Source organism: Nonomuraea sp. N2-4H (genome assembly GCF_045291505.1).
GTDB lineage: Bacteria > Actinomycetota > Actinomycetes > Streptosporangiales > Streptosporangiaceae > Nonomuraea > Nonomuraea fastidiosa.
The window spans coordinates 4,510,646-4,534,145 of the sequence record NZ_CP147987.1 but is presented as its reverse complement, the minus strand read 5'-3'; the positions used below and the strand labels follow the sequence as shown (position 1 = coordinate 4,534,145).

Genomic DNA, 23,500 nt, shown 5'->3' with positions numbered 1-23,500 from the left:
CTCTACTCCTCGCGCAGCCGGGGGTTGAAGATCTCGTCCATGGCGTCGACCACGAGCACGATGGCCAGCGTCAGCAGCAGGATCGCCAGCAGCGGGCCCAGCAGGAAGCCGAGCGCGCTCGGCACGGTCAGCGCACCCGAGCGGAACACGGCCGTGTTGAGCATCTGGCCCCAGTTGTTCGACTCGTACGGCAGCACGCCCAGGAAGAACAGGCCCACCTGCGAGTACACGCCGCCGGTGATCGCGATCAGCATGTTCATCGCGATGTACGGCGCCATGCTCGGCAGCAGCTCCTTGCCCACGATGTGCGTGGTGGACAGGCCCAGCCCGCGCGCCGCCTCGATGAAGCCGCGCTCGCGCAGCGACAGCGTCTGCGACCGCACGGCCCTGGCCACGCCGCCCCAGCTCAGCAGCCCCAGCACCAGGCCCATCTGCACCGCGCTGCTGAACTTCCACACGGTGGACAGCACCAGCAGCAGCGGCAGGCCGGGGATGGTCAGCTTCATGTCGGTCAGCCGCATCAGCACGGTGTCCCAGCGGCCCCGCTTGAAGCCGGAGAACAGGCCGATCGCGGTGCCCAGCACGACCGTGATGACGGCCGTCACCAGTGCGGCCAGCAGCACGTAGCGGGAGCCGGTGACGACCAGCGCGATCACGTCGCGGCCCTGGTCGTCGGTGCCCAGCCAGTGCTCCCAGCTCGGCGGCCTGGTGATCTGGTTCGGGTCACGGGGCAGCGGGTCGGGGTAGAACATCGGGCCGAACGCGCCCATGAACACGAACCCCGCCATGAGCACCACGCCCACCAGGCGGCTCGGCTTGCGCCGCATCACCCGCCACACGCCCGACCAGAAGTTGCGGCGCATCGCCGCGCTGGTGGACGAGCTCTCCAGCAGGACACTCATGCCGACACCTCCTCCCCGCTGCGGACCCGCGGGTCGATGACGCTGTAGAACAGGTCCGCGAGGATGTTCGCCACGATGATCGACACCGTGATCAGCAGGAACGCGCCGCCCATCAGCGCGTAGTCGCGCATGGTGATGCTCTCGATGAGCAGCAGCCCGAGACCCGGGTAGTTGAAGATGCGCTCGATGAACACCGCGCCGCCCAGCAGCAGGCCGAGCGAGAGCGCGAGGATCGTGAACAGCGGCAGGATCGCGTTGCGCGCGATGTACCGGAAGATGATCGAGCGCTTCATGCCGCGCAGCTCGGCGGCCAGGATGAAGTCGTCACCGAGGACGGTCACGACGCTCGACTTCATCGCCAGGATCCATCCGCCGTAGGCGGCCAGCGCGTACGTCGCCACCGGCAGGATCGCGTGCTCGATGAGGGAGCCGATGTCGCCGGCGTTGAACCCGGGCTCGTACAGGATGTCCACCGGGCCGTCGGCCGGCAGGATCGGGATCAGCGTGGCGAAGATCGCGCTGAGCAGCAGGCCCAGCACGTACTGCGGCACGCCGTGCAGCAGCGACCCGGAGATCGCCAGCACGTCGCCGAGCTTGCCGGACCGCTTGATGGCCGCGTAGACGCCCATGATGACGCCGACGAGGAAGCTCAGCAGCGTGCCCGCCAGCACCGGTAGAACGGTCCACTTGGCCGCCTCGGCCAGCACGTCCGTCACCGGGGCGCCGGCGTGCGTGACCGACTGGCCGAGGTCGAAGGTGAACAGCCCGCCGAGGTAGCCGGTGTACTGCTCCCAGAGCGAGCCCTTCGGCTGGAAGCCGTAGAGGACGCGGGTGGCCTGCTCGGCTGCCTCGGGAGACATGCCCTGCTCGACCAGTTTCTGCACGTTCGCCGCCACGGGATCGCCCGGGATGCTCCTGACGATGAAGAAACTGATCGTGGCGACCACGAGGATCATGACGACCCCGCGGGCCAGGTGGCCCGCGAGTCGCCGTGCGATGACCGTCATAAGTTCTCTTCTACTGCTTGGCCTTGATCAGACCGAGCTGGATCCAGACACCGGCCGGCAGGCGGAGCAGGTCGCTGTCCTGCTCGGGCCACCCGGTGAAGCGAGAGGTGTTGACGAACTGCGTGTTGACGTAGTCCCAGAGCTGGATGACCGGTAGGTCCTGGTTGGCCGTCTTGGCGAGTTCCACCATGATCGGCTTGGCCTCCTCCGCGGTGGCGGAGTTCAGCTTCGCGGTGAGCTCGCCGGGGTTGACCTTCCCGACGCCCTCGACCTCGATCTCCTCAGGGCCGCCCATCCAGTTGCCGCCCTTGCCGGGGGCGCTGTGCTTGACCTTGCCCGCGACGTTGGTCCACCCGTTGGAGGCGCCGTAGAGGCGCTGGAAGATGTCGTACGGCGCGGGGCCGAGCGCCATCAGCCAGAAGCCGACGTCGTACTTGCCGGCCGCCAGCTCCTCCAGGTAGACGGGGTAGTCGGCGACGGTGACGACCTCGGCGTCCACGCCGTTCTCGACGAGCTGGCTCTTGATGTTCTCCTGGGCGGAGATCCAGTCGGAGAAGCCGGACGGCGCGGTCATCCTGACCTTCCACGGGGTGCCGTCGGCCAGCGTCCACTTGCCGTCCTTCTTCTGCAGGCCGGCCTCCTTGAACTCCGCCTCGGCCTTGGCGACGTCGTGGTTGTACGGCTCGAGCTTGTTCAGCTCGTCGCCGATCCACTCCTGCGCGGGCTTCTGGTGGATGCCGGAGGTCGTCACGGCCGGGGTGCCGCCGTCGGGCGAGGCTACCTTGGTGACCTGCTGGCGGTCGATGAGGTAGGCCAGGCCGCGGCGCACGTGCACGTTGTCGTACGGCTTCTTGGACTGGTTGAACGCCATGCCGACGGCCACCGGCGAGAAGCCGGTGATGGTCTGCGAGCCCGGAGCCTGCTTGATCCGGTTCATCACGTCCGGCGGCGCGGCGACGAAGCCGGAGTGGTCGAGCTTGCCGGCTGACAGGTAGTTCCAGATCTGCTCGTTGCCGCTGTAGTTCAGGAACTTGACCTGGTCGGGAGCGACGTTCGCGGCGTTGTAGAAGTTCTTGTTCTTCACCAGCAGCGCCTCGCCGGGGTTGACCCGCTCCAGCGTGAACGGACCGCCGGAGACGTCCTTGGGCGGCGCGAAGGACAGCACCTTCTGGCCCAGGCCGGTGATCTCCTCGCGGGCCTTCTCGGCGTCGGGGCCGTCGCCCTGGGCCGTCTTCAGCTTGTCCCAGAAGTCGGCCGGCAGCAGGCTGCCCCACACGTGCGCGGGAACGACCCAGTTGTCCATGACACCGCGGGCGAACTTCGAGCTCGGGTTGCTCATGTCCTGGGTGACCTTGATGGTCTTGTCGTCCACGACCTCGATGTCGGCCGCGAGGCCGGCCGCGCCGGGCGTGGTCGCGAACGCGGTGCTGCCGGTGGTGTAGGCGAGGCCGATCGAGGTCTTCACGTCCTCTGCGGTGATCGGCTTGCCGTCGGACCACTTGCCGTTCGGCTGCAGGTGGATGGTGATCGACGAGTTGTCAGGCGCGATCTCCCAGCTAGCCGCGATGCCCGGGTAGAACTGGTTCGGGTCGGTCAGGTGGTTCTTGACCCAGCCGAGCTTCATGGCGTTGTAGCCCTGGAAGGAGTTGCCCTTCGGGGCCCAGGGATTCGCGGGCGCCGACGCGTCGAGGCCCGGCCTGTTCACATCGATCGTGGTGAAGAGCCCGCCGCCTCCACCGCCCGACCCGGACTTGTTGGTGGTGCCACCGCTGCACGCTGCAGTCGCGGTGGCAAGGCCCAGCAACGCCACTACCGCTGCCAGTCGCTTCATTTGCCGCTCCGGGGGATGTCTCTAGGGATTGACCGGACATTACGATCGCGCCAGATCGGCGTCAATAATCTCCAGCGGTTGTGAGGCTAATGTAACTTTCCTTCATGAGTGTAGGAAGTGGCGCTCAGCGCCATCAAGTAAAACCTCAGGTCAGGGTCAAGACGGCCGCCCCGTTGACCCGGTCGGCGGCCAGATCGGCCAGCGCCCGGTCCGCCTCCTCGAAGGCGTAGGGGACCGCCGACACCCGCGGCGGATGCGCGAGCGCCAGCTCCAGGTACGCCCGCCCGTCGGCCCTGGTGTTGGCCGTCACGCTGCGCAGCGTGCGCTCCTGGAACAGGTGCCGCTCATAGTCGAGCGGCGGGACGTCGGTCAGATGGATGCCCGCCACGGCGAGGGTCCCGCCCCGGTCGAGCGCCTCCAGCGCAGGCGGCACCAGCGTGCCCACCGGCGCGAACAGGATGGCCGCGTCCAGCGGCTCGGGCGGCCGGTGCTCGTTCGCCGAGGCCGCGCCCAGCTCAAGCGCCAGCCTACGTGCTTGTTCCGACCGCGTGACCACATGAAGGGCGGCGCCCCGCGCGATGGCCGCCTGCGCGGTCAGATGCGCCGACGCGCCGAAGCCGTAGATGCCGAGCCGCCCATCGGGCGGCAGGTCGCACCGGGCCAGCGCCCGGTAGCCGATGATGCCCGCGCACAGCAGCGGCGCCAGCCACTCGGCCGGCCGGTCGCCGGGCAGCGGGTAGACGTAGTCCTCGCGGGCGACGACGTACTCGGCGTAGCCGCCGTCGGCGTCCCACCCCGTGTACGTCGAGTCCGGGCACAGGTTCTCCATGCCCCTGCGGCAGTAGCGGCACCGGCCGCAGGTGGAGCGCAGCCACGCCACGCCCACCCGGCGGCCGCCGCCTGCGATCCTGCCGACCACCTGGTGCCCGGGGGTGGTGCGCGGCCGGCGCGGCTCCAGGTCGCCCTCCGCCAGGTGCAGGTCCGTACGGCACACGCCGCACGCCTCCACCTGCACCAGGACCTCGCCGGGCCCCGGCACGGGCGTCTCCCGCTCGATCAGCCGCAGCGGCCCCGACGCGATGGGCCCCGGCCGCTCCACCACCCAGGCGCGCATGTGTCAGCTCCCTCCCCGGTTCACGCGGCCTCCCGGTTCACGCGGCCTCCCGGTTCACGCTGGCTCCCCGCTCGTGGCGGCCGCCCGCGCGAGCCTGGCGTGGGCCAGAGCGGCGTACAGGGCGGCGCCGTCGGGCAGCACCGAGTCGTCGAAGACCGCGTCGGGGGAGTGGTTGTAGGGGGCCGTCGCCGGGTCGCGGTCCGGCGGGCAGGCGCCCAGGAAGATGAACGCGCCGGGCACGTTCTCCAGCACGTACGAGAAGTCCTCAGAGCCCATGATCGGGTTCGGCGCGACGGCGTAGCGGCCGGGGCCGAACAGCTCGTCGGCCGTCGTGCCCGCGAACTCCGCCTCCGTCGGGTCGTTCACCGTCACCGGGTAGCCCATGCCGAACGACGTCTCCGCCGTCATCCCGTACGCGGCCGCGATGCCCTCCACGACCTCCACCAGCCGCCGCTTGGCCAGCGCCCGGTTCTCCTTGCTGAAGGTCCGCACCGTCGCCTCGAAGTGCGCCTCGTCCGGGATGATGTTGTCGGCCGAGCCCGCCTGGAACTTGCCGACCGTCACCACGACCGGGTCGAACACGTTGAACGTCCTCGTCACCATGGCCTGGATCGAGGTCACCATCTCGCAGGCGGCCTGGATCGGGTCCAGCGACAGGTGCGGGGTCGAGCCGTGCCCGCCGCGCCCCTTCACCGTCACGAGGAACGTGTCGGCCGCCGCCATCAGCGGCCCCGGCCGCGACGCGAACACCTTCGGCGGCAGCACCGACGACACCACGTGCATGCCGTACGCGGCCACCGGGCGGGAGCCCGCCGCGTCCAGCACGCCCTCCTCGATCATGTGCCTGGCGCCGTCGTGGCCCTCCTCGCCCGGCTGGAACATGAAGATCACATCGCCGGCCAGCTCGTCGCGCCGCGCGCTCAGCAGCCGCGCCGCGCCCACCAGCATCGCCGTGTGCAGGTCGTGGCCGCAGGCGTGCATCCGGCCCGGCTCTTGGGAGATGAACGGCAGGTCGTTCTTCTCGGTCACGGGCAGCGCGTCCATGTCGCCCCGCAGCAGCACCGCCGGGGCCTGTCCGCCGCCAGGACGTCCGCCGCGCAGCACGGCCGTCACCGAGCTGAGCGCGGACCCGGTCGTGATCTCCAGCGGCAGCCCCTCCAGAGCCGCCAGCACCTTCTCCTGGGTGCGCGGCAGGTGCAGGCCGATCTCGGGGGTGGTGTGCAGGGAGCGCCTGAGCTGGACGATCTCGTCCCGCATGTCTTGGGCGGTTTCAGTGAACGACATGGGGAACATTCTTCATCTGCGGGACGGGAAGTCGATAAGGCCCTATCGGTACGATGGGCGCGTGACTCAGCGTAAGCGGATCGACGCCTGGTTGTCCGACATGGACGGCGTGCTCGTTCATGAAGGGCGGCCCATCCCCGGTGCGGACGAATTCATCAAGAAGCTCAGCGAGTCGGGGCGCAAGTTCCGGGTCCTGACCAACAATTCGATCTACACCCCACGCGACCTGTCCGTCCGCCTCGCGAACGCCGGCCTCGACGTGCCAGGCCGAGTCCATCTGGACCTCCGCCCAGGCCACCGCGCAGTTCCTCGACGACCAGCGGCCCGGCGGGTCGGCGTACGTGATCGGCGAGGCCGGGCTGACCACGGCGCTGCACGAGGTCGGCTACGTGCTGACCGACCTCGACCCCGACTACGTGGTGCTCGGCGAGACCCGCACCTACAGCTTCACCCAGATCACCCGCGCCATCCGGCTCATCGAGGGCGGCGCCCGCTTCATCGCCACCAACCCCGACCCCATCGGCCCCTCCACCGAGGGCTCGCTGCCGGCCTGCGGCGCCGTCGCCGCCATGATCACCAAGGCCACGGGCGTGGAGCCGTACTTCGTCGGCAAGCCCAACCCGCGCATGATGCGCAGCGCGCTCAACGAGATCGAGGCGCACAGCGAGACCACGGCGATGATCGGCGACCGCATGGACACCGACATCGTCTCGGGCATGGAGGCCGGGCTCTACACGATCCTCGTGCTCACCGGGGTCACGCAGCGGCGGGAGATCGAGCGGTTCCCGTACCGGCCGTCCCTGGTCGTCGAGTCGGTCGCCGAGCTCATCGACCTGATCTGAGCCCGGCTCGGCCGGGGTGGCGCGACGAGGCGCGGGCAGGGCGGCATTCGCCGCCCGCTCACGCGGGGAGGCCGGGCGCGCCCGCGTCACAGCACCGAAAGCGCCGGCTCCATGACCTCGGCAGGGCAGAGCTGCCGGATCACCCGCCGCACCTGATCGCGCAGGTCGGCGGAGGTCAGGTGGCCGTTGTCGTCGAAGTGCGGCCAGGCCGGCGAGATGACCAGCTCGGCGCCCGACACCACGGCGCCCGCCCCGAGCAGACGCTTGTACAGCTCCGCCTGCGCCCACATGGCACCGCAGGCCCGCGCGCTCGCGCTCATCACCGCCACGTGCTTGCCCGCCAGCCCGTCCCGCGCGGCCATCCAGTCCAGTGCGTGGGTCAGCTCCATCGGCAGCAGGCTGTGCTCAGGAGCCGTGAGCAGGATCGCGTCGCTCCCGGCCACCAGCGAGACCAGCTCCCGCGCCGGTGCGGGAACGGGCCCCGGCTGGTACGGCGGGATATCGCTCAGCCCCCGCCACACCTCGAAACGCACGCTCTCCGGCAATTCGCCGCCTGCCGCGTCCAGCAATCTGGTGATGAATGACCCCGCGTGGAGACTGGCGGCGATCCCGATGATTTTCACCCACTGCTCCCAAGGGGTTCCGGTGTTACCGGGAACCTGCCCGATGCCGCGGATGTCCAAGACCATGCAGAAGTCAAGAGGCGCACAGTCTTCCCCGAACCGTCGCCTTTGTGACGTCGGCTCGGGGTGTACCGGTCCGGCCGGACATGTGCCCAGCGCGTACCCGGACGAGCGCGCGTCGTACCCGGCGGAACGCCGGTTCAGCGTGCGCCTTCCCGCACATCGGAGTCCCTCGGGCGGCGGAAGATGAGCGCCAGCACGCGCAGGCCCAGGATCGCGGCGATCATCAGCAGGTTGTAGCCGATGAGGTGAAGCAGCGTCGTCGAGCCCGTCAGCACGGGCCCGCCGTCGGTGGTCAGCAGGATGACCGCCATCAGCCCCGCCGTCGCGCCCAGCACCGTGAGCAGCACCTGGTGCAGCAGGCCCGTCAGGTAGCGGCGGTCGCGCTCGTCGGCGAGCAGCCGCACGTTCATCGTGAACCGGCCGTGCTCGGCGGCGCTGGCGATGCGCTCGACCCGGCGCGGCAGGCGGCGCAGCATCGGCACGAGGGCGGTCAGCTCCTGGGTGAGCGAATCGCGGACGGTCTCGGGCGTGATCTGCTCCGACAGGTAGCGTCCGGCGAACGCGCGGGCCTCGCTGATGAGGTTGAAGCCGGGCGACAGGCGCACCAGCGTGCCCTCCAGCGTGGCGAGCGCGCGGAAGACGGCGGCCACCTCGGGCGGGATCGACAGCCCGTACGCCGAGACGATCTTGAACAGGTCGGTGAAGAGCTGCGCGCTGTCCAGACCGGGCCCGAGATGCCGGGCCATGAACTGCCCGACGGCCCGCTCCAGCGCCGGCTCGTCGATCTCCTCAGGGCGCGGCACCACCTCCAGGAGCGCGTCCGTGACGCCGAGGGGGTCCTGGCGGTTCATGGCCAGCAGGAAGCGCTGCAGCGCCGCGCGGACGGAGCCGTCGAGCCGGCCCACCGAGCCGAAGTCGAGCAGGCCGAGCGTGCCGTCGTCCAGCAGCATGAGGTTGCCGGGGTGCGGGTCGGCGTGGAAGACGCCCTCGATCAGGATCTGCCTGAGCAGGCAGTCGAGCAGGCCACGGGCGAGGCGTGTCCCCTGGCCGGGGTCGGCGGCGGTGACCGGGCGTCCCGACAGGCGCTCCATGACCAGCACCCGCTCGGAGCACATCGCGCTGATCGGCGCGGGATACCTCACCGGCACCGTGCTCCCGGAGCTCCCGGAGCCCCAGGACCCGCCCCGGTCGCCTGAGCCGCGGGCCGGGAGGGAGGCCGAGACGGCGGCCATGTTGGCGGCCTCGACGCCGAAGTCCAGCTCCTCCATGATCGCCGTGGCGAACCCCTCGGCAAGGTCGCACAGGCCGAGCGAGCGGCCCCACCGGGTCCTGCTCTCCAGCGTGGCGGCCAGCCGCCGGACGATCTCCAGGTCCCGGCCGACGACCGCCTCGATGCCCGGCCGCCGTACCTTGACCACGACCTCGCGGCCGGAGTGGAGCCGGGCGGCGTGCACCTGGCCGATGGAGGCGGCGGCCAGCGGGGTACGGTCGAACGCGGCGAACACCTCGTCGACCGGCCCGCCCAGCTCCTCGCGCAGCACCGGCTCGATCTGCTCCCACGGGGCCGGGGCGACCTGGTCCTGCAGCCGTCCCAGCTCCTCGACGAACTCGGCGGGCAGCAGGTCGCGCCGGGTGGACAGCACCTGGCCGAGCTTGATGAACGTCACCCCGCCGTCGTCGAGCGCCGCACGCAGCGACGCGGCCAGGCGCAGCTTGCCCGACCGGTCGTCCAGGCGCTCGCCCCGGCCGCGCAGGTACGGGCCGAGGCCGTGCCTGACGGCGATCCTGGTGATCTGCGAGTAGCGCCTGGCCCGCGACAGCCGCCCGCGTACGGACCTGGCCAGCTCCAGCGGCCCCGGCACCGACCCGGGCGGCACCAGAGCCTCGGCCAGCACCAGCAGCGCCATGGGGATCAGCACCATGGCCATGAGGACCAGCAGCAGCACGCCCAGCGCGGCCGCGTCGGGCGGCTGACGGCCGTCCGCCGGGACCACGGTGGCGACGATCGGCCGCAGCACCGACTGGCCCAGCCCGAGCGCGAGCAGCGCCGCAAGGAACGTGCGCAGCGCCCCGAACCTGACGCCCAGCAGCCGCTGCGTGACGACCGCGAGGAGCATGATCGTCAGCAGCGTGGCGATCCCGACGACGACCGATGAGGGGAAGTCCATGGGGCAGGATCCTCCCACGTCACCGCAGATCGCCACATCATGATCCTCGCTGAGGACGAACCACCACCAGCCGGCCTGCCGGACCTCGCCGGGGCACGAACGGGCGGCCGGGGAGTGCCGGTCACCGCCCGCACGGGCGGACCGGGGGCGCGGGCGGGCGATACCGCCTTGCCCCTGGCGGGGTCACTTCCGAGTCGTCGCCGGGCGGGTCACTGGCGGGCGGCCATGCGGGCGCGCCGCTCCTCGCGGCGCTCGACGAAGCGGGTGGCGGTCGCGTCGGTCTTGGCCAGGAACGCGGCAAGCTCCTCCCGCGCCTTCTCGCCCTCGTCGTCCAGCCCGGTCTTGTCGAACACCGACCACTGCCGCAGCACCGGCATGAGCACGTCGTCCAGGTGCAGCCGCAGGTCGTAGATGCCCTCGTTGGCGATGATCAGAGACTTGCGCGCGAAGCCCTCCATGCCCTGGCCGGGCATCTGGAAGGTGGTCACGACGTCGGTGACCGCCCGCATGGTCTGGTTGGGGTCGAGCTCGAAGGCCGCCTTGAGCAGGTTGCGGTAGAAGAGCATGTGCAGGTTCTCGTCGGCGGCGATCCTGGCGAGCAGGCGCTCGCAGCCCTCGTCGCCGGAGGCCTTGCCGGTGTTGCGGTGTGCGATGCGGGTGGCCAGTTCCTGGAAGGAGACGTACGCGATCTGCTGCAGCATCGTGGCGTACTCGGTCTTGAAGCCCTGCTCCATGTGGCGCATGCGGGCGCGCTCAAGAGCCACGGGATCCACGGCGCGGGTCACGGTGAGGTAGTCGCGGATGGCGCTGCCGTGGCGGTCCTCCTCGGCGGTCCAGCGATGCACCCACGTGCCCCAGGCCCCGTCGCGGCCGAACGTCGTGGCGATCTCGTGGTGGTAGCTCGGCAGGTTGTCCTCGGTCAGGAGGTTGACGATGAGCGACACCCTCGCGGCCTCGGGGAGCTTGGAGTCGCTCTCCTGCCACGCCTCACCCCCGTAGATGCCGTCGAAGTCGCGGCCTTCGCTCCACGGGATGTACTCGTGCGGGAACCACTCCTTCGCCATCTTCTCGTGGCGGTCGAGTTCTCGGGCCACGACGGGCTCGAGCTCGTGCAGCAGCTCCGTCTGAGTCATCGCCATAAAAGATCTTCTCCTTCAGGTTACGGTACCGTAGGTTAGGCTACCCGAAGGACGTACCGGTCAAATAGGGTGGATATATGCGACCCAGTGTCCGTGGTGTCCTTCTCGACCACGACGAGCGGCTCGTTCTGTTCCGTCGTACGGTGCCGGGACGCGCGCGCTACTGGACGGTGCCGGGCGGGCACGTCGAGCCGGAGGACGGCACACTCGAGGACGCTCTGCATCGCGAGCTGCTGGAAGAGCTGGGTGCCACGGTCTACGCGGTGCGCCACCTCGTGACCGTGTCCTACCCGTGGATGGGCGAGGTGAAGACCCAGCACGTGTACGGGTGCCGTCTTGTGACCATGGACCCCGCGCTGCGCACCGGCCCCGAGTTCTCCGATCCTGCGCGCGGGGTGTACGAGGTGGAACGCGTACCGCTGAAGCGGTCTGAGCTCTTCGCGCGGAACCTCATTCCGCAGGCGGTGGCCGGCTACCTCTCGGCCACCATCACCGCCCTTCCCCGCCTCATCGTCCCCTGACGCGCCGGGAGGGTTTCCACGCCGCAAGCCGCCCTTCCGGCGGGCCGAGGCAGAGGGATGCGGCCGCGTCAGGCCGGTGACGGGCGCAGACGTGAGGTGGCGCCGGCATAGCGGAGAGGAGCGGGCCGTTCGCGGCGGGGCGTGGGCCTCGGTGCGGTGGGCTGTTCGCGGCGGGGGATGGGCCTCGGTGCGGTGGGCTGTTCGCGGCGGGGGATGGGCCCCGGTGCGGTGGGCCGTTCACGGTCCGAACAGTGGCTCCGACGCGCGGTGGCGACGTGCGGGCCGGCCGTTCGCCGCCGGATGGCGGGCCCGCCGGTGGCGGGCAGCGGGCCGAACCCCCGGTGGGGTGGCGAGGGCGTGCGGCCGGAAGCGCGGTCGCTGGAGACCGGCGAGTGAGCGGTCAGGGGTCGCGGCGGAGGCGCTTGAGGTCGGAGCGGTGCTTCTTGGCGGCGATGCGCCGCTCGACCGCGCCCCGGCTGGGCTTGGTCGGCCGCCGGCGCTTGGGCGGCGGGGCGATCGCCTCGCGCAGCCGCTGCGCGAGCCGGTTGGCGGCGGCTTCGCGGTTGCGGAGCTGGGAGCGGTGTTCGGAGGCGGCGATCGTGATCGTGCCGCTGCCGAGCCGGCTGAGCGCCCGCGCCTTGAGCGCGGGCGGCAGCGCCGTGGTCGCGGACACGTCGAAGATCAGCTCCACCCGGCTGTCGGTGGTGTTGACGCCCTGGCCGCCAGGACCCGAGGAACGCGAGAAACGCCAGACGAGCTCGGCGTCGGGGATGACGACCGAGTCGTTGACGATCAGCGGGCCGGGCATGGCGGGAGACTCCTGTTCGCGAAGTGCTGCTACGTACGACATGTCACCGTATACGGGCGGCATATACCACCTGCAACGGCATTTTCCGCTTCATCCTTCCGTTGACGCCCCGGCGGGCGGCGGCGTATGCCACTATCGCGCGAGAGGACACGGGGATGGGGGAGGCGCGATGCCCGGCATCGTCGGCGTGCACGGAATCGGCAAGTACGACTACTACCTCAGAGCCGGACGTTCGGTGCCCGGCGCGGAGGCGGCCATGCGCCGCAAGTGGGACCGCTACCTGCACGCGGCACTCGGCGGCGAGGCCAAGCCCTACTTCGCGGAGATCGCCTACTACTCCCACCTCCTGAACGACGGCGGCGACCTCGACGCGGCGCCCAAAGATGCCATGGAGGCGCAGGCCCACCAGGTCCTCGCCGAGTGGGCCAAGAACCTGGGGATCGGCGAGCACGTCACGGGCGCGCTCAAGTCGTTCACCGGCTGGCTGCTGGAAAGGCTGGACGAGCGGTCGGCGGCGTTCGCCAAGCTGTTCGCGCCCGAGGTGGCCACGTACCTCACCGACCAGGGCAGGCGGGAGAAGTGCCGGGGGCTCGTGGCCGACGTCATCCGGCGGCGTCGGCCCCGCGTGGTCATCGCGCACTCGCTCGGCAGCGTGGTCACGTACGAGGCGCTGTGGGCCTGCCCGGACATCGGCGTGGACCTGCTCGTCACCCTCGGCAGCCCGCTCGGCATGCGCAACGTCGTCTTCGAACGCCTCCTGCCGGCCCTCGTCAACGGCCGTGGCGAGCGCCCGCCGGGCGTACGCCGCTGGGTGAACATCGCCGACAAGGACGACATCGCCGCCATCCCGCCCGAGCTGGCCGGGTGCTTCACCGGTGTGGACGCCGAAGAGCTGGTCAACCTCGACTGGATCGACTTCCACACCGCCGAGAAGTACCTGGGCTGCCCGGCGCTCGGCGCGCATCTGCGACCATTCCTCGCATGACGTGGATCGTGTTCGACTACGGCGGCGTGCTCTCCCTGCCCCAATCGGCGGCCGACGCCGAGGCGATGGCGCGGGCGGTGGGAGCCGACCCCGACGAGTTCCAGCGCGGCTATTGGGAACATCGCCTCGCCTTCGACCGTGCCGACCTGAGCCCGCAGGCGTACTGGAGCGCCGTGCTCGGCCGCACCGCCACCGCCGAGGAGGTCGCCCGGCTGGTCGCCATGGACGTCGCGAGCTGGGCCAACCCCGACCCGGGCACGGTCGGGCTGCTCGCCGAGCTGCTCGACGCCGGACGTGACGTGGCGCTGCTGTCGAACGCGCCCATCTGCGTCGGCGACGGCCTCGACCAGCTCCCCTGGATCTCCGCCATCGGCCACCGCTTCTACAGCGGCAGGATGGGCCTGGTGAAGCCCGACCGGGCGATCTACGACGAGCTGGCGCGCGGCATCGGCGCCGACCCGTCCGAGATCGTCTTCATCGACGACCGCGAGGAGAACGTCGAGGGCGCCCGGCGCGCCGGCATGCGCGCCGTCCACTTCACCGACGCCACCGCCCTGCGCGCCGCCTTGCCCTTGTCGGCTTGACGGCGGACTGCGGACGTCCTCCGGGCGCCGCCCGCCCGGACGCTGCCGGATGCCCGCCCGGCGGATGTGGCCTGGCCGGGACACGGACCGACCCGCGTGGACCGCTTGCCGGCCGTCACCGCCCGCTGGGTCGTCCGGCCGGCCGCGGTGCTCGCCGCGCCGAAGCGCGTCGCCCTCCGACGCCGCGCAGGCGGGGAGGTTCTCTGGAAGGTTGCTGAAAGGCGGCTGTGGGTTTGCTCAATCGCGGGTGGGGTGGCCGGGCCCCGGCGGTGGCAGGTGATGCCGGGGTCCGGCCGGGTGACCGGGCCGGACGGGCGGGTGGTGACCGTCCGGCCCGGTCGGCTCAGGTGCCGGGCCAGCTCGCGTCGGGGAACTCGCCCGACGTGCCGCCCGGCATGACCACCTGGTCCTGCTCGCTCAGCCCCGAGACGACCTGTACGTACTGGTCGCCGCGCACCCCCGTGCGCACCACCTTGGCCGCGTCCCGCCCTCCGGCGCGTACGGTGACGACCTGGGTCCCGTCGGGACGGCTGCGAACGGCGGACGCCGGCACGTACAGCGCGTCCTTGACCTCGTCCGTGGTGATCGTCACCGAGGCGGTCTGGCCGAGCATGAGCCCGGACGGTGGCTTGTCGAAGGCCAGCGTCACCCCGTACTGGACCAGCCGCCCTGACACCGTCGCGGCGGGCGCGATCGCCGTCACCGTGCCCGCGTACCGCTCCCCGGCCCGGGTCGCCAGCGTGATCGCGGCCTTCTGCCCGACCTTCAGCCGGTTCACGTCGGACTCGGTGACCATCGCCCGCACCTGCAGCTCGTCCAGGTCGCCCAGGGTGATGAAGGCGCCGGTCCCGGCCTTGTCACCGGCCGCGCCCGCGATCGAGAGGACCGTGCCCGCCGCCGGGGCGACGATCCTGGTCCCCCGTACGGCGTCCGCGGCCTCCTCGACGGCGGCCTCGGCGCGTTCCACGTTCGCGGTGGCCTGTTCGGTGCTGAGCCCTCCCTTGGCCTGCCGCCGCCGGTCCTCGCCTGCCGGGTTCCGTCCTGCGCGCAGCTGTCCCGTTCGGTGCGGGGCTTGGACTCCTTGGACGTCCTCGCCGTCGTCGGTCTGCCGGTGGCCGCCGGCCTGCCGCTGGTGGCGGGTCTTGCCGAGGGACCGGGGGTGGTCGCTTGCGGCGTCTCGCCGGCCTCGTCCGCGTCACCGGTCCCGGGAATGCCCTGGAGCCTGTCGGATGGGGTGGCGGGTGGTTCGTCAAGGGCGGGTGGGGGAGTGGCGGTGACCGTGGCCGTGACCGTCACGGTGGCCGTCGCGGTGACCGTCACCGTCGGCTGAGGTTCCGGCCCGGGCTCCCCGGGTTCGGGCGTGGGCGTCGGATGCGGCGTGTACGGCGCCTCGGGCCCCGCCACGCCCCCAGCCGCCGATGCGCACCCCGGCGGCGTCCCGCCCGCAGCGGCCGTTGACGCCTTGTCCAGCGCCTCCTGAGCCGCCGCGAGATCCGCCTTGGCCGCCTCGTACGCCTCCCGCGCCGCCCGCCCGTCGATCCTGGCCAGCACCTGGCCCTTCTTCACCTTGGCCCCGACCTTGACGTACACCTTCGTCACCGTCCCGGCCGAGCCGAACGCCAGGTCGCGACGGGAGCCGTCCACGGTGTTGCCCGCCGCGCTGACCGAGGCCGTGACCTGCCCGCGCTGCGCGGCGGCCAGCCGTACCTGGGCGGCGGGCACGGGGTCGTCGCGCAGCGCCAGCGCCAGGCCGGTCCCGGCCATGAGCACGGCGAGGGCGAGCCCGCCCAGCGCGATTGTCGGTCTCATGACGGGACATCCTGGCCGAGCAGGTTGGCCGCAGCCTGCGCGCACCCTCAGAGTTTCCTGGACGCCGCCGGGACGCCGCCGTCGTCCAGCGAACGTTCAGCTTGCTCGCGGCTGCGTCACAGCCTGGTGTGCGAGGGTCACCGCTCGTGAAGGTGTCGATCAGACGCAGGGCGCTGGTGACCAACGGGGTGCTCACGGTGCTCCTGCTGGGCGGTGCCGGCCTCGTGTACGCGCAGCTCGGCACGGACCGGGCCGCGGGTGAGACGGCCGTGCGCACGGTGACCGCGAGCCGCGGCTCGGTGACCGCGTCGGTGTCGGCCTCGGGCGCGGTCGAGAGCGCGCGGGCCCGCGCTCTGTCGTTCGGTACGAGCGGGACCGTCGAGAAGATCTACGTCAAGGCCGGCGACAAGGTGGCCAAGGGCGACATCCTGGCCAGGCTGGACGACACGGCGGCGCAGGAGAACCTGGCGGCGGCCAAGGCCGCGTACGACAGCGCCGTGGCGGACGGCACGGACACGGCGCAGCTCTACGCCGCCTACATCAAGGCACGCAACGCCTACCGGCAGGCGCAGCGCACGGTGGCGGCCACGGTCATCAAGGCCCCGTTCAAGGGCACGGTCACCGCGGTGAACGGCTCCGTCGGAGGCCAGAGCACCGGCGGCACGGGCGCAGGAGGCGACCAGGCGGCGGGCGGCTTCATCGAGCTGGCCGACACCACCAAGCTCCGCCTCGTCGGCACGTTCACCGAGTCGGACGCCGGCCGTCTCAAGAAGGGCCAGCAGGCCACGATCACGTTCGACGCGCTGCCCGGCGTGACCGCGACCGGCAAGGTGACGCAGATCGAGCCGGTCGCCGCCACCAGCGACAACGTCGTGCGCTACCCGGTGACGATCACGTTCACAAAGGTCCCGGAGCAGGTCAGGCTGGGACAGACCGCCACGGTCGAGGTCGTGGTCGGCAGGGCCGAGAACGTCGTCACCGTCCCCTCCACCGCGGTCTCCACCAGCGGCGGGCAGACCACGGTCACCGTGCTCAGGGACGGCCGCCAGGTCAGGACCCCGGTCGAGGTCGGCGTCCAGGGCGCCGCGCTCACCGAGATCGTCTCCGGCGTGTCGGAGGGCGAGCAGATCGTGCCGCCCTCCACCCCGACCGGCGGCACCGGAAGCGGCCCGGACGGCCGGCGGTTCGGCGGCGGCTTCCCCGGCGGAGGCCGCAGATGACGGTCCCGGTCCTGCGGGTGCGCAACCTGGTCAAGGAGTACGGCGAGGGCGAGGCCAAGGTACGGGCGCTGCGCGGCGTCAGCCTCGACGTCGAACAGGGCGACTACGTGGCCATCATGGGCGCGTCCGGCTCCGGCAAGTCCACGCTGATGAACATCCTCGGCTGCCTCGACGTCCCCACCTCGGGCACGTACGAGATCGACGGCACCGACGTGGGCCGCCTGGACGAGCACCAGCTCGCCGTGCTGCGCAACCGCCGCGTCGGCTTCGTCTTCCAGGCGTTCAACCTGATCCCGCGCATGAGCGCGCTGGCCAACGTGGAGCTGCCCCTCGTGTACGGCGGCGTCGCCCCGGCCGAGCGGCGCGCCCGCGCGCTGGCCGCGCTGGAACGGGTCGGCCTGGCCGGCCGGGTGCACCACGAGCCGAACCGGCTCTCCGGCGGCCAGCAGCAGCGGGTGGCCGTGGCCAGGGCCCTGGTGACCGCCCCGGCGCTGCTGCTCGCCGACGAGCCGACCGGCAACCTGGACACCGCCTCGACGGCCGACGTCCTGCAGATCCTGGACGGGCTCAGCGCGTCCGGCCGCACGATCGTGCTGATCACACACGAGGACGACGTGGCCGCGCACGCCAAGCGGGTGATCCGGCTGGTGGACGGCGAGATCGTGGACGACCGCCGCCAGGCCCCGGTGGACGGCCCGCCGCCCCGCCTGGTGGAGGCCGCCCGGTGAACCAGATCGAGATCCTCCGCTTCGCCCTGCGCGGCCTGCTGGCGAACAAGCTGCGCAGCGCGCTGACCACGCTCGGCATCCTCATCGGCGTGGCCGCCGTGATCATGCTGGTGGCCATCGGCGAGGGCTCCTCGCGCAGCATCCAGCAGAACATCCAGCGGCTGGGCGCCAACACGCTGACGATCTCGCCGTCGTTCTCCGGAGGAGGGGGCCAGCGCGGGCCTTCCGGCGGCAACACCGGGCCGCGCACGCAGGCCAGGCAGCTCAGCCTCGCCGACGCCAGGGCGCTGACGGACAAGACGCTGGCCCCGTCGGTGAAGAGCGTCTCGCCGGTGGTGACGGTCTCCGCGGCCCAGGCGGTGTACGGCGCCGCGAGCCACCCGATCGCGCAGCTCGTCGGCACCTACCCGAGCTACTTCGAGGCCGTCAACAAGCCGGTCGCGAAGGGCGCCTACTTCTACAACGACGACGTGCTCGCCGCCAGGAAGGTCATGGTCATCGGCCAGACGGTCGCGGACGAGCTGTTCGGCGCGACCGACCCGATCGGCCGGCAGGTCAGCGTGAAGGGGGTGCCGTTCACGGTGGTCGGGGTGCTCAAGGCGGCCGGGTCGAGCGGCGCGCAGGACGCCGACGACGTGGCCGTGGCGCCGCTGCCCGCCGTACAGCAGAGCCTGAGCGGGTTCGGCTCGCTGAACCAGATCGTCGTGCAGGCGACCGGAGCGAAGACCACCTCGGCGGCCCAGGCGGAGGTCACCGCTATTCTCAACCAACGACACGGCATCACGAACCCCCACAACCCCGACTATCGCCTCCTCAACCAGGCGACGTTGCAGGAGACCGTCAGCGAGGCCACCGGCACCTTCACCGTGCTGCTCGCCGCGGTCGCCGCGATCTCGCTGCTCGTGGGCGGCATCGGCATCACCAACATCATGCTGGTGACGGTGACCGAGCGCACCCGCGAGATCGGCATCCGCAAGGCGCTGGGCGCGCCCAGGAGCGCCATCCTGGGCCAGTTCCTCATGGAGGCCACGCTGCTGAGCCTGGTCGGCGGGCTGTCGGGGGTGCTGGTGGCGTTCGCAGGGACCCGGTTCAGCATCGCCGGCATCGAGCCGGTCCTCGTGCCGTCGTCGGTCGTGCTGGCGCTGGGCGTCTCGGTGGGGATCGGGCTGTTCTTCGGCGGCTACCCCGCCAACCGGGCGGCCAAGCTCAGGCCGATCGAGGCCCTGCGCCACGAGTAAGGAGAAGGAGATGGACAAGCTGGACTCCTCGCCGTTCCCCGGCGACCTGCGTGAGGAGCTCGCCGTCCGGCCGGCGAGGGGCGTCTCGAAGGTCACGCTCGCGCTCGGCGCCGGGGTCGTGCTGGTGGCCGGGATCCTCATCGGCATCCAGGCGCACAGCGCGTTCGGCTCGACGTCCCGGGCCGGTGCGGGCCCCCAGGCGGGCCCCCTGGCCGGCGCGGCGCGGCAGGCGACCGGCGAGCAGGCCGGCGCCGGGCAGCGCGCCCGGCAGCCGGGCCGCTTCGGTGGTCAGGGCAGAGGAGCGGGCGGTACGGCCGGCACGATCGAGAAGGTCGAGGACGGCACGATCCACCTGAAGACCGCGGCCGGCGAGACCGTCACCGTCGCCACCACCGGCGAGACCACCGTGCTGATCTCCAAGCCGGGCGAGCTCGCCGACCTCAAGGCGGGCGACACGATCGTGGTACGCGGCACGCCCGGCGCCGGCGGCGCGGTGACCGCGACCTCCATCACCCAGGGCGGCCCCGCGCCGCGAGGAGGGGGCCCGCGATGAGCGAACCCGAGGCCAGGCTGCTGGTGGTCGACGACGAACCCAACATCAGGGAGCTGTTCTCGGCGAGCCTGCGCATGGCCGGGTTCGAGGTGCTGACGGCGGCCGACGGCAAGGAGGCCCTGCGGGTGGCCGAGGAGAGCTCGCCTGACCTGGTGATGCTCGACGTGATGCTGCCCGACCTGGACGGCCTGGCGGTCGCGGGAAGGCTGCGGTCCCGCGGCCGCCGGGTGCCCGTCCTCTTCGTGACCGCCAAGGACACGCCGGAGGACCGCATCGCCGGGCTGGGGCTCGGCGAGGACTACGTGACCAAGCCGTTCAGCCTCGAGGAGGTCATCGCGCGCATCAGGGCCATCCTGCGCAGGACCCGCCGCGGCACCCCGCCGCCGAACCGGCTGCGGGTCGCCGACGTCGAGCTGGACGAGGAGAGTCACGAGGTCTGGCGCGACGGCGTCCTCGTACGGCTGTCGCCCACCGAGTTCCGGCTGCTGCGCTACTTCATGCTGAACGTGGGCCGGGTGCTGTCGAAGAAGCAGATTCTCGACCACGTCTGGAACGGCGACTGGCGCACCGACGTCGGGCTCGTCGAGTCGTACGTCTCCTACCTGCGCCGCAAGATCGACACCGGCGAGGAGAAGTACCTCCACACCCTGCGCGGGGTCGGTTACATCCTGCGCCCGCCCCGCCTATGAAGAAGATCAGGAAGCACCTGTCCAGGACGCCGCTCTGGCTGCGGCTGGTCTCGGCCACCCTGCTGCTGGTCACCCTCGCGATCACACTGACCGGCCTGTTCGCCGTGCGGCTGCTGCGCAGCTATCTCGTCGAACGCGTCGATCGCCAGCTTCACGTGGCCGCCATGCCGCGCGAGGCCCCGCTGCCCGTCGAGCCCCGCGCCGACGGGCGTCCGCAGCGCTTCTTCGGCCTGTTCCACGGCGTCGTGCTGAGCCCGGAAGGCGACGTCGTCAGGACCTTCAGCGAGTCCACCGAGGAGTACAGGCCCGCCCTGCCCCGCATGACCGGCGCCGAGGTGCGGGCCCGCGCCGGACGCCCGTTCACCGTGGAGTCCACCGCCGCGGGCGGGCCGAGCTGGCGGGTCGTCGCCGCGCCCGCCCGCGACGGCCACAACAGGATGATGGCCATCAGCCTCGGCGAGGTGGACGCCACCGTCTCCCAGCTCGCCCTCATCGTGGCGGTGGCCGGCGGCGGCACGCTCGCCGTCCTCGGGTTCCTCTGTTATTGGCTGGTACGCAGGAGCCTGCGCCCGCTCGGCGAGATCGCGCGTACCGCGAACGACATCGCCGGCGGCGACCTGTCGCGCCGCGTGCCGCTCTGGGCCGGCACCACCGAGGTCGGCAGGCTCGGCCGCTCGCTCAACACCATGCTCGCCCGCATCGAGAGCGCGGTCCGCGAACGGGAGGAGGCCGCCGAGGCGGCCCGCGAGTCCGCCACCGCCGCCCGCCGCTCCGAGGAGCTGATGCGCCGGTTCATGGCCGACGCCTCGCACGAGCTGCGCACGCCGCTCACCTCCATCAGGGGGTTCGCCGAGCTGTACCGGCTGGGGGAGAAGAAGGACCTGGACGAGGCCGTACGGCTGCTCGGCCGCATCGAGGGGCAGGCCGCCAGGATGGGGCTGCTGGTCGAGGACATGCTGCTGCTGGCCCGCCTGGACCAGCGGCGCGAGCTGGCGATGCGGCCCGTGGACCTGCTCAGCCTGTGCGCCACCGCCGTCATCGACGCCCAGACGCTCGCCCCCGACCGGCGGATCGAGCTGGTACGGCTCTTCGACGGCGAGGGCGAGGTCGTCGTCACCGGCGACGAGACCCGGCTCGGCCAGGTGCTCAACAACCTCGTCACCAACGCGCTCACCCACACCCCGCCCGGCACCCCCTTCCAGGTCCGCGTGGGGATCGACGGCGACCACGCGGTGGTGGAGGTCGCCGACGAGGGGCCCGGGTTCGCGCCGGAGGTGGCGGAGCGCGTGTTCGAACGCTTCTACCGCGCCGACCCGGCCCGCAGCACCGGCGGCTCCGGGCTGGGGCTGTCGATCGCGGCGACCCTGGTGGAGGCGCACGGCGGCGTCATCATGGCGGAGTCGGAACCCGGCAAGGGCGCCCTGTTCCGCGTCATCCTCCCCATGGACCCCGAACAGCCGCCCGAGAACCCCGCCCCTCAGCCCCCCGCCCCCGGCTCCTGACCCGGCCGCCTCGCCCTCCGGCCCCGACCTCCCACCCGCGCCGACCCCGGCTCTCAAGGCCGCACCGCGCGACGGCCCGCCGTCCACCTGTGGCATCGGCACTCCGCCCCTTGAGTGGCTCGCCTGCGCGACGGCCCGCCGCCCGCCTGTGGCATCGGCACTCCGCCCCTTGCGGCTTTAGCGGCCCGCCGCTCCTCACTTTCTCCTTCAAGGGACCTCAACCCGTTCTGTGGGTTGCGCCCGTGCGGTGGGAGGCGGGCAGAGCGGGAGGAGGGCGCGCCTGCGCCGGGAACCGGCCGACGGCGCAGCCGCTCCGCGTGCCGGCCGGCGGCGCAGCCGGAGCCGGCCGGGGAAGCCGCCGCTGCGGGCGTCGGCCGGCGGCGCAACCGGAGCCCGCCGGAGGATCGCCCGGCGAGCACCTGCACCGCCTTCCCCGGGCACGCCGAGGGGGAGCGCCAGGGGAGCGGCGAGCAGCGCGTTCGTACCGCCAGTAAGACCAAGCGTCACGAATAAGGGCTGAACGCTACGAGAACGGGTCAGAAGGGCAGGATGCACATCCGTGTCGGTCCCGCAGGCCCGTGATATCCGGGCTTTCCGTCCGGCGTCGGTGGCGGGACCGGCCTGGGAACGTGCCAGGATAGGCGGGTGGACATCGACCTCGCTGATCTGGATTTCTGGCGCAAGCCGCTGAAGGAGCGGAACGAGGCTTTCGCCCGGCTCCGGCAACTGGAGCACCCGGTGTTCTTCCCCGAGAAGAAGGTGCCGTTCCTTCGCTCGGGCAAGGGCTTCTACGCCCTCGTACGCCATGCCGACGTCGTCGAGGCCAGCCGCAATCCGAAGATCTTCTCCAGCGAGCCGGCCGTCACCAACCCCGAGCCGCCCGGGTGGATCAAGCAGGTGTTCGGTGAGTCGATGGTCAACATGGACGACCCGCGCCACGCCCGCCTGCGCCGCATCGTGACCCGCTCGTTCAGCCCGAAGATGCTGGCCGGCCTGCAGAGCGACATCGAGGCCGCGTGCAAGCGCATCGTCGACGATGTCATCAAGGACGGCCCGCGCGACTTCGTCTCCCAGGTCGCCGCCCGGCTGCCCATCCACGTCATCTGCGACATGCTGGACATCCCGCAGGAGCTGCGCGAGCGCGTGCACAAGCATGTCGACATCTCCACCGCCTACACCGGCGTGCGCCCCAGCCTGGCGCGCAGCGTCCAGATGGCCGGCCAGAACATGATGGCCCTGCTCGCCCTCCAGCGCATGGTCATCAAGCTCGGCCACGAGCGCGCCGCGAACCCCAAGGGCGACCTGGTCTCCCTGCTGGTCACCGCCAACGTCGACGGCGAGAAGCTGACCGACAAGGAACTCGGCTCGTTCTTCTCGCTGCTGCTGGTCGCCGGCAACGAGACGACCCGCAACGCGATGGCCCACGGCATCCGGCTGCTCACCGAGAACCCCGCACAGCGCGAGCTGCTGCTGAGCGACTTCGACGCGCACATCAACAACACGATCGAGGAGATCGTCCGGTACGTCTCGCCCATCATGCAGTTCCGCCGCACGGTCACCCAGGACTACTCGCTGCGCGGGCTGGAGCTGAAGAAGGGCGACAAGGTCGTGCTGTTCTACGGCTCCGCCAACCGCGACGAGTCGGTCTTCCCCGACCCCGACACGTTCGACATCACCCGCGACACCAAGCCTCACGTCGGCTTCGGCGGGCCCGGGCCCCACTTCTGCCTCGGCGCCAACCTGGCGCGGCAGGAGCTGCGGACGATGTTCCGCGAGCTGTTCACCCGGCTGCCCGACATCCGCACGGTGGGGGAGCCGGAGCTGCTGCTGTCGAACTTCGACAACAGCGTCCGCAGCCAGCGCTTCACGTTCTGATTCCGGGCAGGCCGC

21 protein-coding genes and 2 pseudogenes are annotated in these 23,500 nt (G+C 71.4%); 12 read left to right on the top strand and 11 right to left on the bottom strand.

What is annotated here, in order from left to right; translation table 11 throughout:
* Nucleotides 1-2: 2 nt before the first annotated feature.
* From WBK31_RS20935 to WBK31_RS20915, 5 genes are all read right to left on the bottom strand, one after another.
* On the bottom strand, nucleotides 3-902 hold the full coding sequence (locus WBK31_RS20935; RefSeq protein WP_364054202.1) for an ABC transporter permease: 900 nt from the start codon (nucleotides 900-902) through the stop codon (nucleotides 3-5).
* A complete protein-coding gene (locus WBK31_RS20930) occupies nucleotides 899-1,909 on the bottom strand; it encodes an ABC transporter permease (protein WP_406672998.1) in 1,011 nt (336 codons plus the stop codon). The genes WBK31_RS20935 and WBK31_RS20930 overlap by 4 nt, the downstream gene beginning before the upstream one ends.
* A gap of 10 nt (nucleotides 1,910-1,919) precedes the next feature.
* On the bottom strand, nucleotides 1,920-3,740 hold the full coding sequence (locus WBK31_RS20925) for an ABC transporter substrate-binding protein (RefSeq protein ID WP_364054196.1): 1,821 nt from the start codon (nucleotides 3,738-3,740) through the stop codon (nucleotides 1,920-1,922).
* Between the two features lie 145 nt (nucleotides 3,741-3,885).
* Nucleotides 3,886-4,854, bottom strand: coding sequence for a zinc-binding alcohol dehydrogenase family protein (locus tag WBK31_RS20920; RefSeq protein WP_406672997.1), 969 nt, complete (start codon nucleotides 4,852-4,854; stop codon nucleotides 3,886-3,888).
* A gap of 54 nt (nucleotides 4,855-4,908) precedes the next feature.
* Nucleotides 4,909-6,138, bottom strand: coding sequence for a M20 family metallopeptidase (locus tag WBK31_RS20915; RefSeq protein WP_406672996.1), 1,230 nt, complete (start codon nucleotides 6,136-6,138; stop codon nucleotides 4,909-4,911).
* Between the two features lie 100 nt (nucleotides 6,139-6,238).
* On the opposite strand from WBK31_RS20915, the pseudogene WBK31_RS20910 reads away from it, so the two are divergent.
* Nucleotides 6,239-6,980, top strand: a pseudogene (locus tag WBK31_RS20910) (HAD-IIA family hydrolase).
* 86 nt (nucleotides 6,981-7,066) lie between these two features.
* On the opposite strand, the gene WBK31_RS20905 reads toward WBK31_RS20910, so the two are convergent.
* From WBK31_RS20905 to WBK31_RS20895, 3 genes are all read right to left on the bottom strand, one after another.
* A complete protein-coding gene (locus WBK31_RS20905) occupies nucleotides 7,067-7,603 on the bottom strand; it encodes an NADPH-dependent FMN reductase (RefSeq protein ID WP_364054184.1) in 537 nt (178 codons plus the stop codon).
* Nucleotides 7,604-7,803: 200 nt separating this feature from the next.
* Nucleotides 7,804-9,834 carry an AarF/UbiB family protein gene (locus WBK31_RS20900; RefSeq protein WP_364054181.1) on the bottom strand — a complete coding sequence of 677 codons (2,031 nt, stop codon included), beginning with the start codon at nucleotides 9,832-9,834 and terminating at the stop codon, nucleotides 7,804-7,806.
* A 209-nt stretch (nucleotides 9,835-10,043) separates the two neighbouring features.
* Nucleotides 10,044-10,973, bottom strand: a complete 930-nt coding sequence (locus WBK31_RS20895; RefSeq protein WP_364054178.1) for an acyl-ACP desaturase — start codon at nucleotides 10,971-10,973, stop codon at nucleotides 10,044-10,046.
* Between the two features lie 77 nt (nucleotides 10,974-11,050).
* Here WBK31_RS20895 and WBK31_RS20890 point away from each other — a divergent pair, with 77 nt between their 5' ends.
* Nucleotides 11,051-11,494 carry an NUDIX hydrolase gene (locus WBK31_RS20890; RefSeq protein ID WP_364054175.1) on the top strand — a complete coding sequence of 148 codons (444 nt, stop codon included), beginning with the start codon at nucleotides 11,051-11,053 and terminating at the stop codon, nucleotides 11,492-11,494.
* 400 nt (nucleotides 11,495-11,894) lie between these two features.
* Here the strand turns inward: WBK31_RS20890 and arfB are convergent, their stop codons facing one another.
* Nucleotides 11,895-12,302, bottom strand: a complete 408-nt coding sequence (gene arfB, locus WBK31_RS20885) for an alternative ribosome rescue aminoacyl-tRNA hydrolase ArfB (RefSeq protein ID WP_364057470.1) — start codon at nucleotides 12,300-12,302, stop codon at nucleotides 11,895-11,897.
* Nucleotides 12,303-12,471: 169 nt separating this feature from the next.
* Between arfB and WBK31_RS20880 the strand changes: the two genes are divergently transcribed.
* A complete protein-coding gene (locus tag WBK31_RS20880) occupies nucleotides 12,472-13,287 on the top strand; it encodes a hypothetical protein (RefSeq protein ID WP_406672995.1) in 816 nt (271 codons plus the stop codon).
* Complete coding sequence (locus tag WBK31_RS20875) at nucleotides 13,284-13,871, top strand: HAD family phosphatase (protein ID WP_364054169.1); 588 nt, start codon at nucleotides 13,284-13,286, stop codon at nucleotides 13,869-13,871. Before WBK31_RS20880 ends, WBK31_RS20875 begins: the two co-directional genes overlap by 4 nt.
* 343 nt (nucleotides 13,872-14,214) lie before the next feature.
* Here WBK31_RS20875 and WBK31_RS20870 read toward each other — a convergent pair whose 3' ends face one another.
* Nucleotides 14,215-14,922 (bottom strand): efflux RND transporter periplasmic adaptor subunit, encoded by a 708-nt coding sequence (locus WBK31_RS20870; protein WP_406675514.1) that lies wholly within the window; start codon nucleotides 14,920-14,922, stop codon nucleotides 14,215-14,217.
* Nucleotides 14,923-14,943: 21 nt separating this feature from the next.
* Between WBK31_RS20870 and WBK31_RS20865 the strand changes: the two genes are divergently transcribed.
* Nucleotides 14,944-15,201 carry a hypothetical protein gene (locus tag WBK31_RS20865; RefSeq protein WP_406675567.1) on the top strand — a complete coding sequence of 86 codons (258 nt, stop codon included), beginning with the start codon at nucleotides 14,944-14,946 and terminating at the stop codon, nucleotides 15,199-15,201.
* A 170-nt stretch (nucleotides 15,202-15,371) separates the two neighbouring features.
* Here the strand turns inward: WBK31_RS20865 and WBK31_RS20860 are convergent.
* A pseudogene (locus tag WBK31_RS20860) lies at nucleotides 15,372-15,635 on the bottom strand (biotin/lipoyl-binding protein); the annotation flags it as partial.
* A 191-nt stretch (nucleotides 15,636-15,826) separates the two neighbouring features.
* Between WBK31_RS20860 and WBK31_RS20855 the strand changes: the two are divergent.
* The 7 genes from WBK31_RS20855 (at nucleotide 15,827) to WBK31_RS20825 (ending at nucleotide 23,485) form a co-directional block, all read left to right on the top strand.
* Nucleotides 15,827-16,900 (top strand): efflux RND transporter periplasmic adaptor subunit, encoded by a 1,074-nt coding sequence (locus WBK31_RS20855; RefSeq protein WP_364054163.1) that lies wholly within the window; start codon nucleotides 15,827-15,829, stop codon nucleotides 16,898-16,900.
* Nucleotides 16,897-17,628: an ABC transporter ATP-binding protein gene (locus tag WBK31_RS20850; protein ID WP_364054160.1), complete on the top strand. Its 732-nt coding sequence runs from the start codon at nucleotides 16,897-16,899 to the stop codon at nucleotides 17,626-17,628. Before WBK31_RS20855 ends, WBK31_RS20850 begins: the two co-directional genes overlap by 4 nt.
* Nucleotides 17,625-18,866, top strand: a complete 1,242-nt coding sequence (locus tag WBK31_RS20845; RefSeq protein WP_406672994.1) for an ABC transporter permease — start codon at nucleotides 17,625-17,627, stop codon at nucleotides 18,864-18,866. Before WBK31_RS20850 ends, WBK31_RS20845 begins: the two co-directional genes overlap by 4 nt.
* Nucleotides 18,867-18,876: 10 nt before the next feature.
* Nucleotides 18,877-19,419 carry a hypothetical protein gene (locus WBK31_RS20840; RefSeq protein ID WP_364054154.1) on the top strand — a complete coding sequence of 181 codons (543 nt, stop codon included), beginning with the start codon at nucleotides 18,877-18,879 and terminating at the stop codon, nucleotides 19,417-19,419.
* The gene (locus tag WBK31_RS20835) at nucleotides 19,416-20,108 is read left to right on the top strand and encodes a response regulator transcription factor (protein WP_364054151.1); all 693 of its coding nucleotides are present in this window, start codon (nucleotides 19,416-19,418) and stop codon (nucleotides 20,106-20,108) included. Before WBK31_RS20840 ends, WBK31_RS20835 begins: the two co-directional genes overlap by 4 nt.
* Complete coding sequence (locus WBK31_RS20830; protein WP_364054148.1) at nucleotides 20,105-21,610, top strand: HAMP domain-containing sensor histidine kinase; 1,506 nt, start codon at nucleotides 20,105-20,107, stop codon at nucleotides 21,608-21,610. Before WBK31_RS20835 ends, WBK31_RS20830 begins: the two co-directional genes overlap by 4 nt.
* 645 nt (nucleotides 21,611-22,255) lie before the next feature.
* On the top strand, nucleotides 22,256-23,485 hold the full coding sequence (locus WBK31_RS20825) for a cytochrome P450 (protein ID WP_406672993.1): 1,230 nt from the start codon (nucleotides 22,256-22,258) through the stop codon (nucleotides 23,483-23,485).
* Nucleotides 23,486-23,500: the final 15 nt, after the last annotated feature.

What these genes read in the sequence shown, in the direction of transcription:
- WBK31_RS20935 (WP_364054202.1), bottom strand. Translation starts at nt 902, where the DNA reads ATGAGTGTCCTGCTGGAGAGCTCGTCCACCAGCGCGGCGATGCGCCGC.
- WBK31_RS20930 (WP_406672998.1), bottom strand. Translation starts at nt 1,909, where the DNA reads ATGACGGTCATCGCACGGCGACTCGCGGGCCACCTGGCCCGCGGGGTC.
- WBK31_RS20925 (WP_364054196.1), bottom strand. Translation starts at nt 3,740, where the DNA reads ATGAAGCGACTGGCAGCGGTAGTGGCGTTGCTGGGCCTTGCCACCGCG.
- WBK31_RS20920 (WP_406672997.1), bottom strand. Translation starts at nt 4,854, where the DNA reads ATGCGCGCCTGGGTGGTGGAGCGGCCGGGGCCCATCGCGTCGGGGCCG.
- WBK31_RS20915 (WP_406672996.1), bottom strand. Translation starts at nt 6,138, where the DNA reads ATGTCGTTCACTGAAACCGCCCAAGACATGCGGGACGAGATCGTCCAG.
- WBK31_RS20900 (WP_364054181.1), bottom strand. Translation starts at nt 9,834, where the DNA reads ATGGACTTCCCCTCATCGGTCGTCGTCGGGATCGCCACGCTGCTGACG.
- WBK31_RS20895 (WP_364054178.1), bottom strand. Translation starts at nt 10,973, where the DNA reads ATGGCGATGACTCAGACGGAGCTGCTGCACGAGCTCGAGCCCGTCGTG.
- WBK31_RS20890 (WP_364054175.1), top strand. Translation starts at nt 11,051, where the DNA reads ATGCGACCCAGTGTCCGTGGTGTCCTTCTCGACCACGACGAGCGGCTC.
- arfB (WP_364057470.1), bottom strand. Translation starts at nt 12,302, where the DNA reads ATGCCCGGCCCGCTGATCGTCAACGACTCGGTCGTCATCCCCGACGCC.
- WBK31_RS20880 (WP_406672995.1), top strand. Translation starts at nt 12,472, where the DNA reads ATGCCCGGCATCGTCGGCGTGCACGGAATCGGCAAGTACGACTACTAC.
- WBK31_RS20875 (WP_364054169.1), top strand. Translation starts at nt 13,284, where the DNA reads ATGACGTGGATCGTGTTCGACTACGGCGGCGTGCTCTCCCTGCCCCAA.
- WBK31_RS20850 (WP_364054160.1), top strand. Translation starts at nt 16,897, where the DNA reads ATGACGGTCCCGGTCCTGCGGGTGCGCAACCTGGTCAAGGAGTACGGC.
- WBK31_RS20840 (WP_364054154.1), top strand. Translation starts at nt 18,877, where the DNA reads ATGGACAAGCTGGACTCCTCGCCGTTCCCCGGCGACCTGCGTGAGGAG.
- WBK31_RS20835 (WP_364054151.1), top strand. Translation starts at nt 19,416, where the DNA reads ATGAGCGAACCCGAGGCCAGGCTGCTGGTGGTCGACGACGAACCCAAC.
- WBK31_RS20830 (WP_364054148.1), top strand. Translation starts at nt 20,105, where the DNA reads ATGAAGAAGATCAGGAAGCACCTGTCCAGGACGCCGCTCTGGCTGCGG.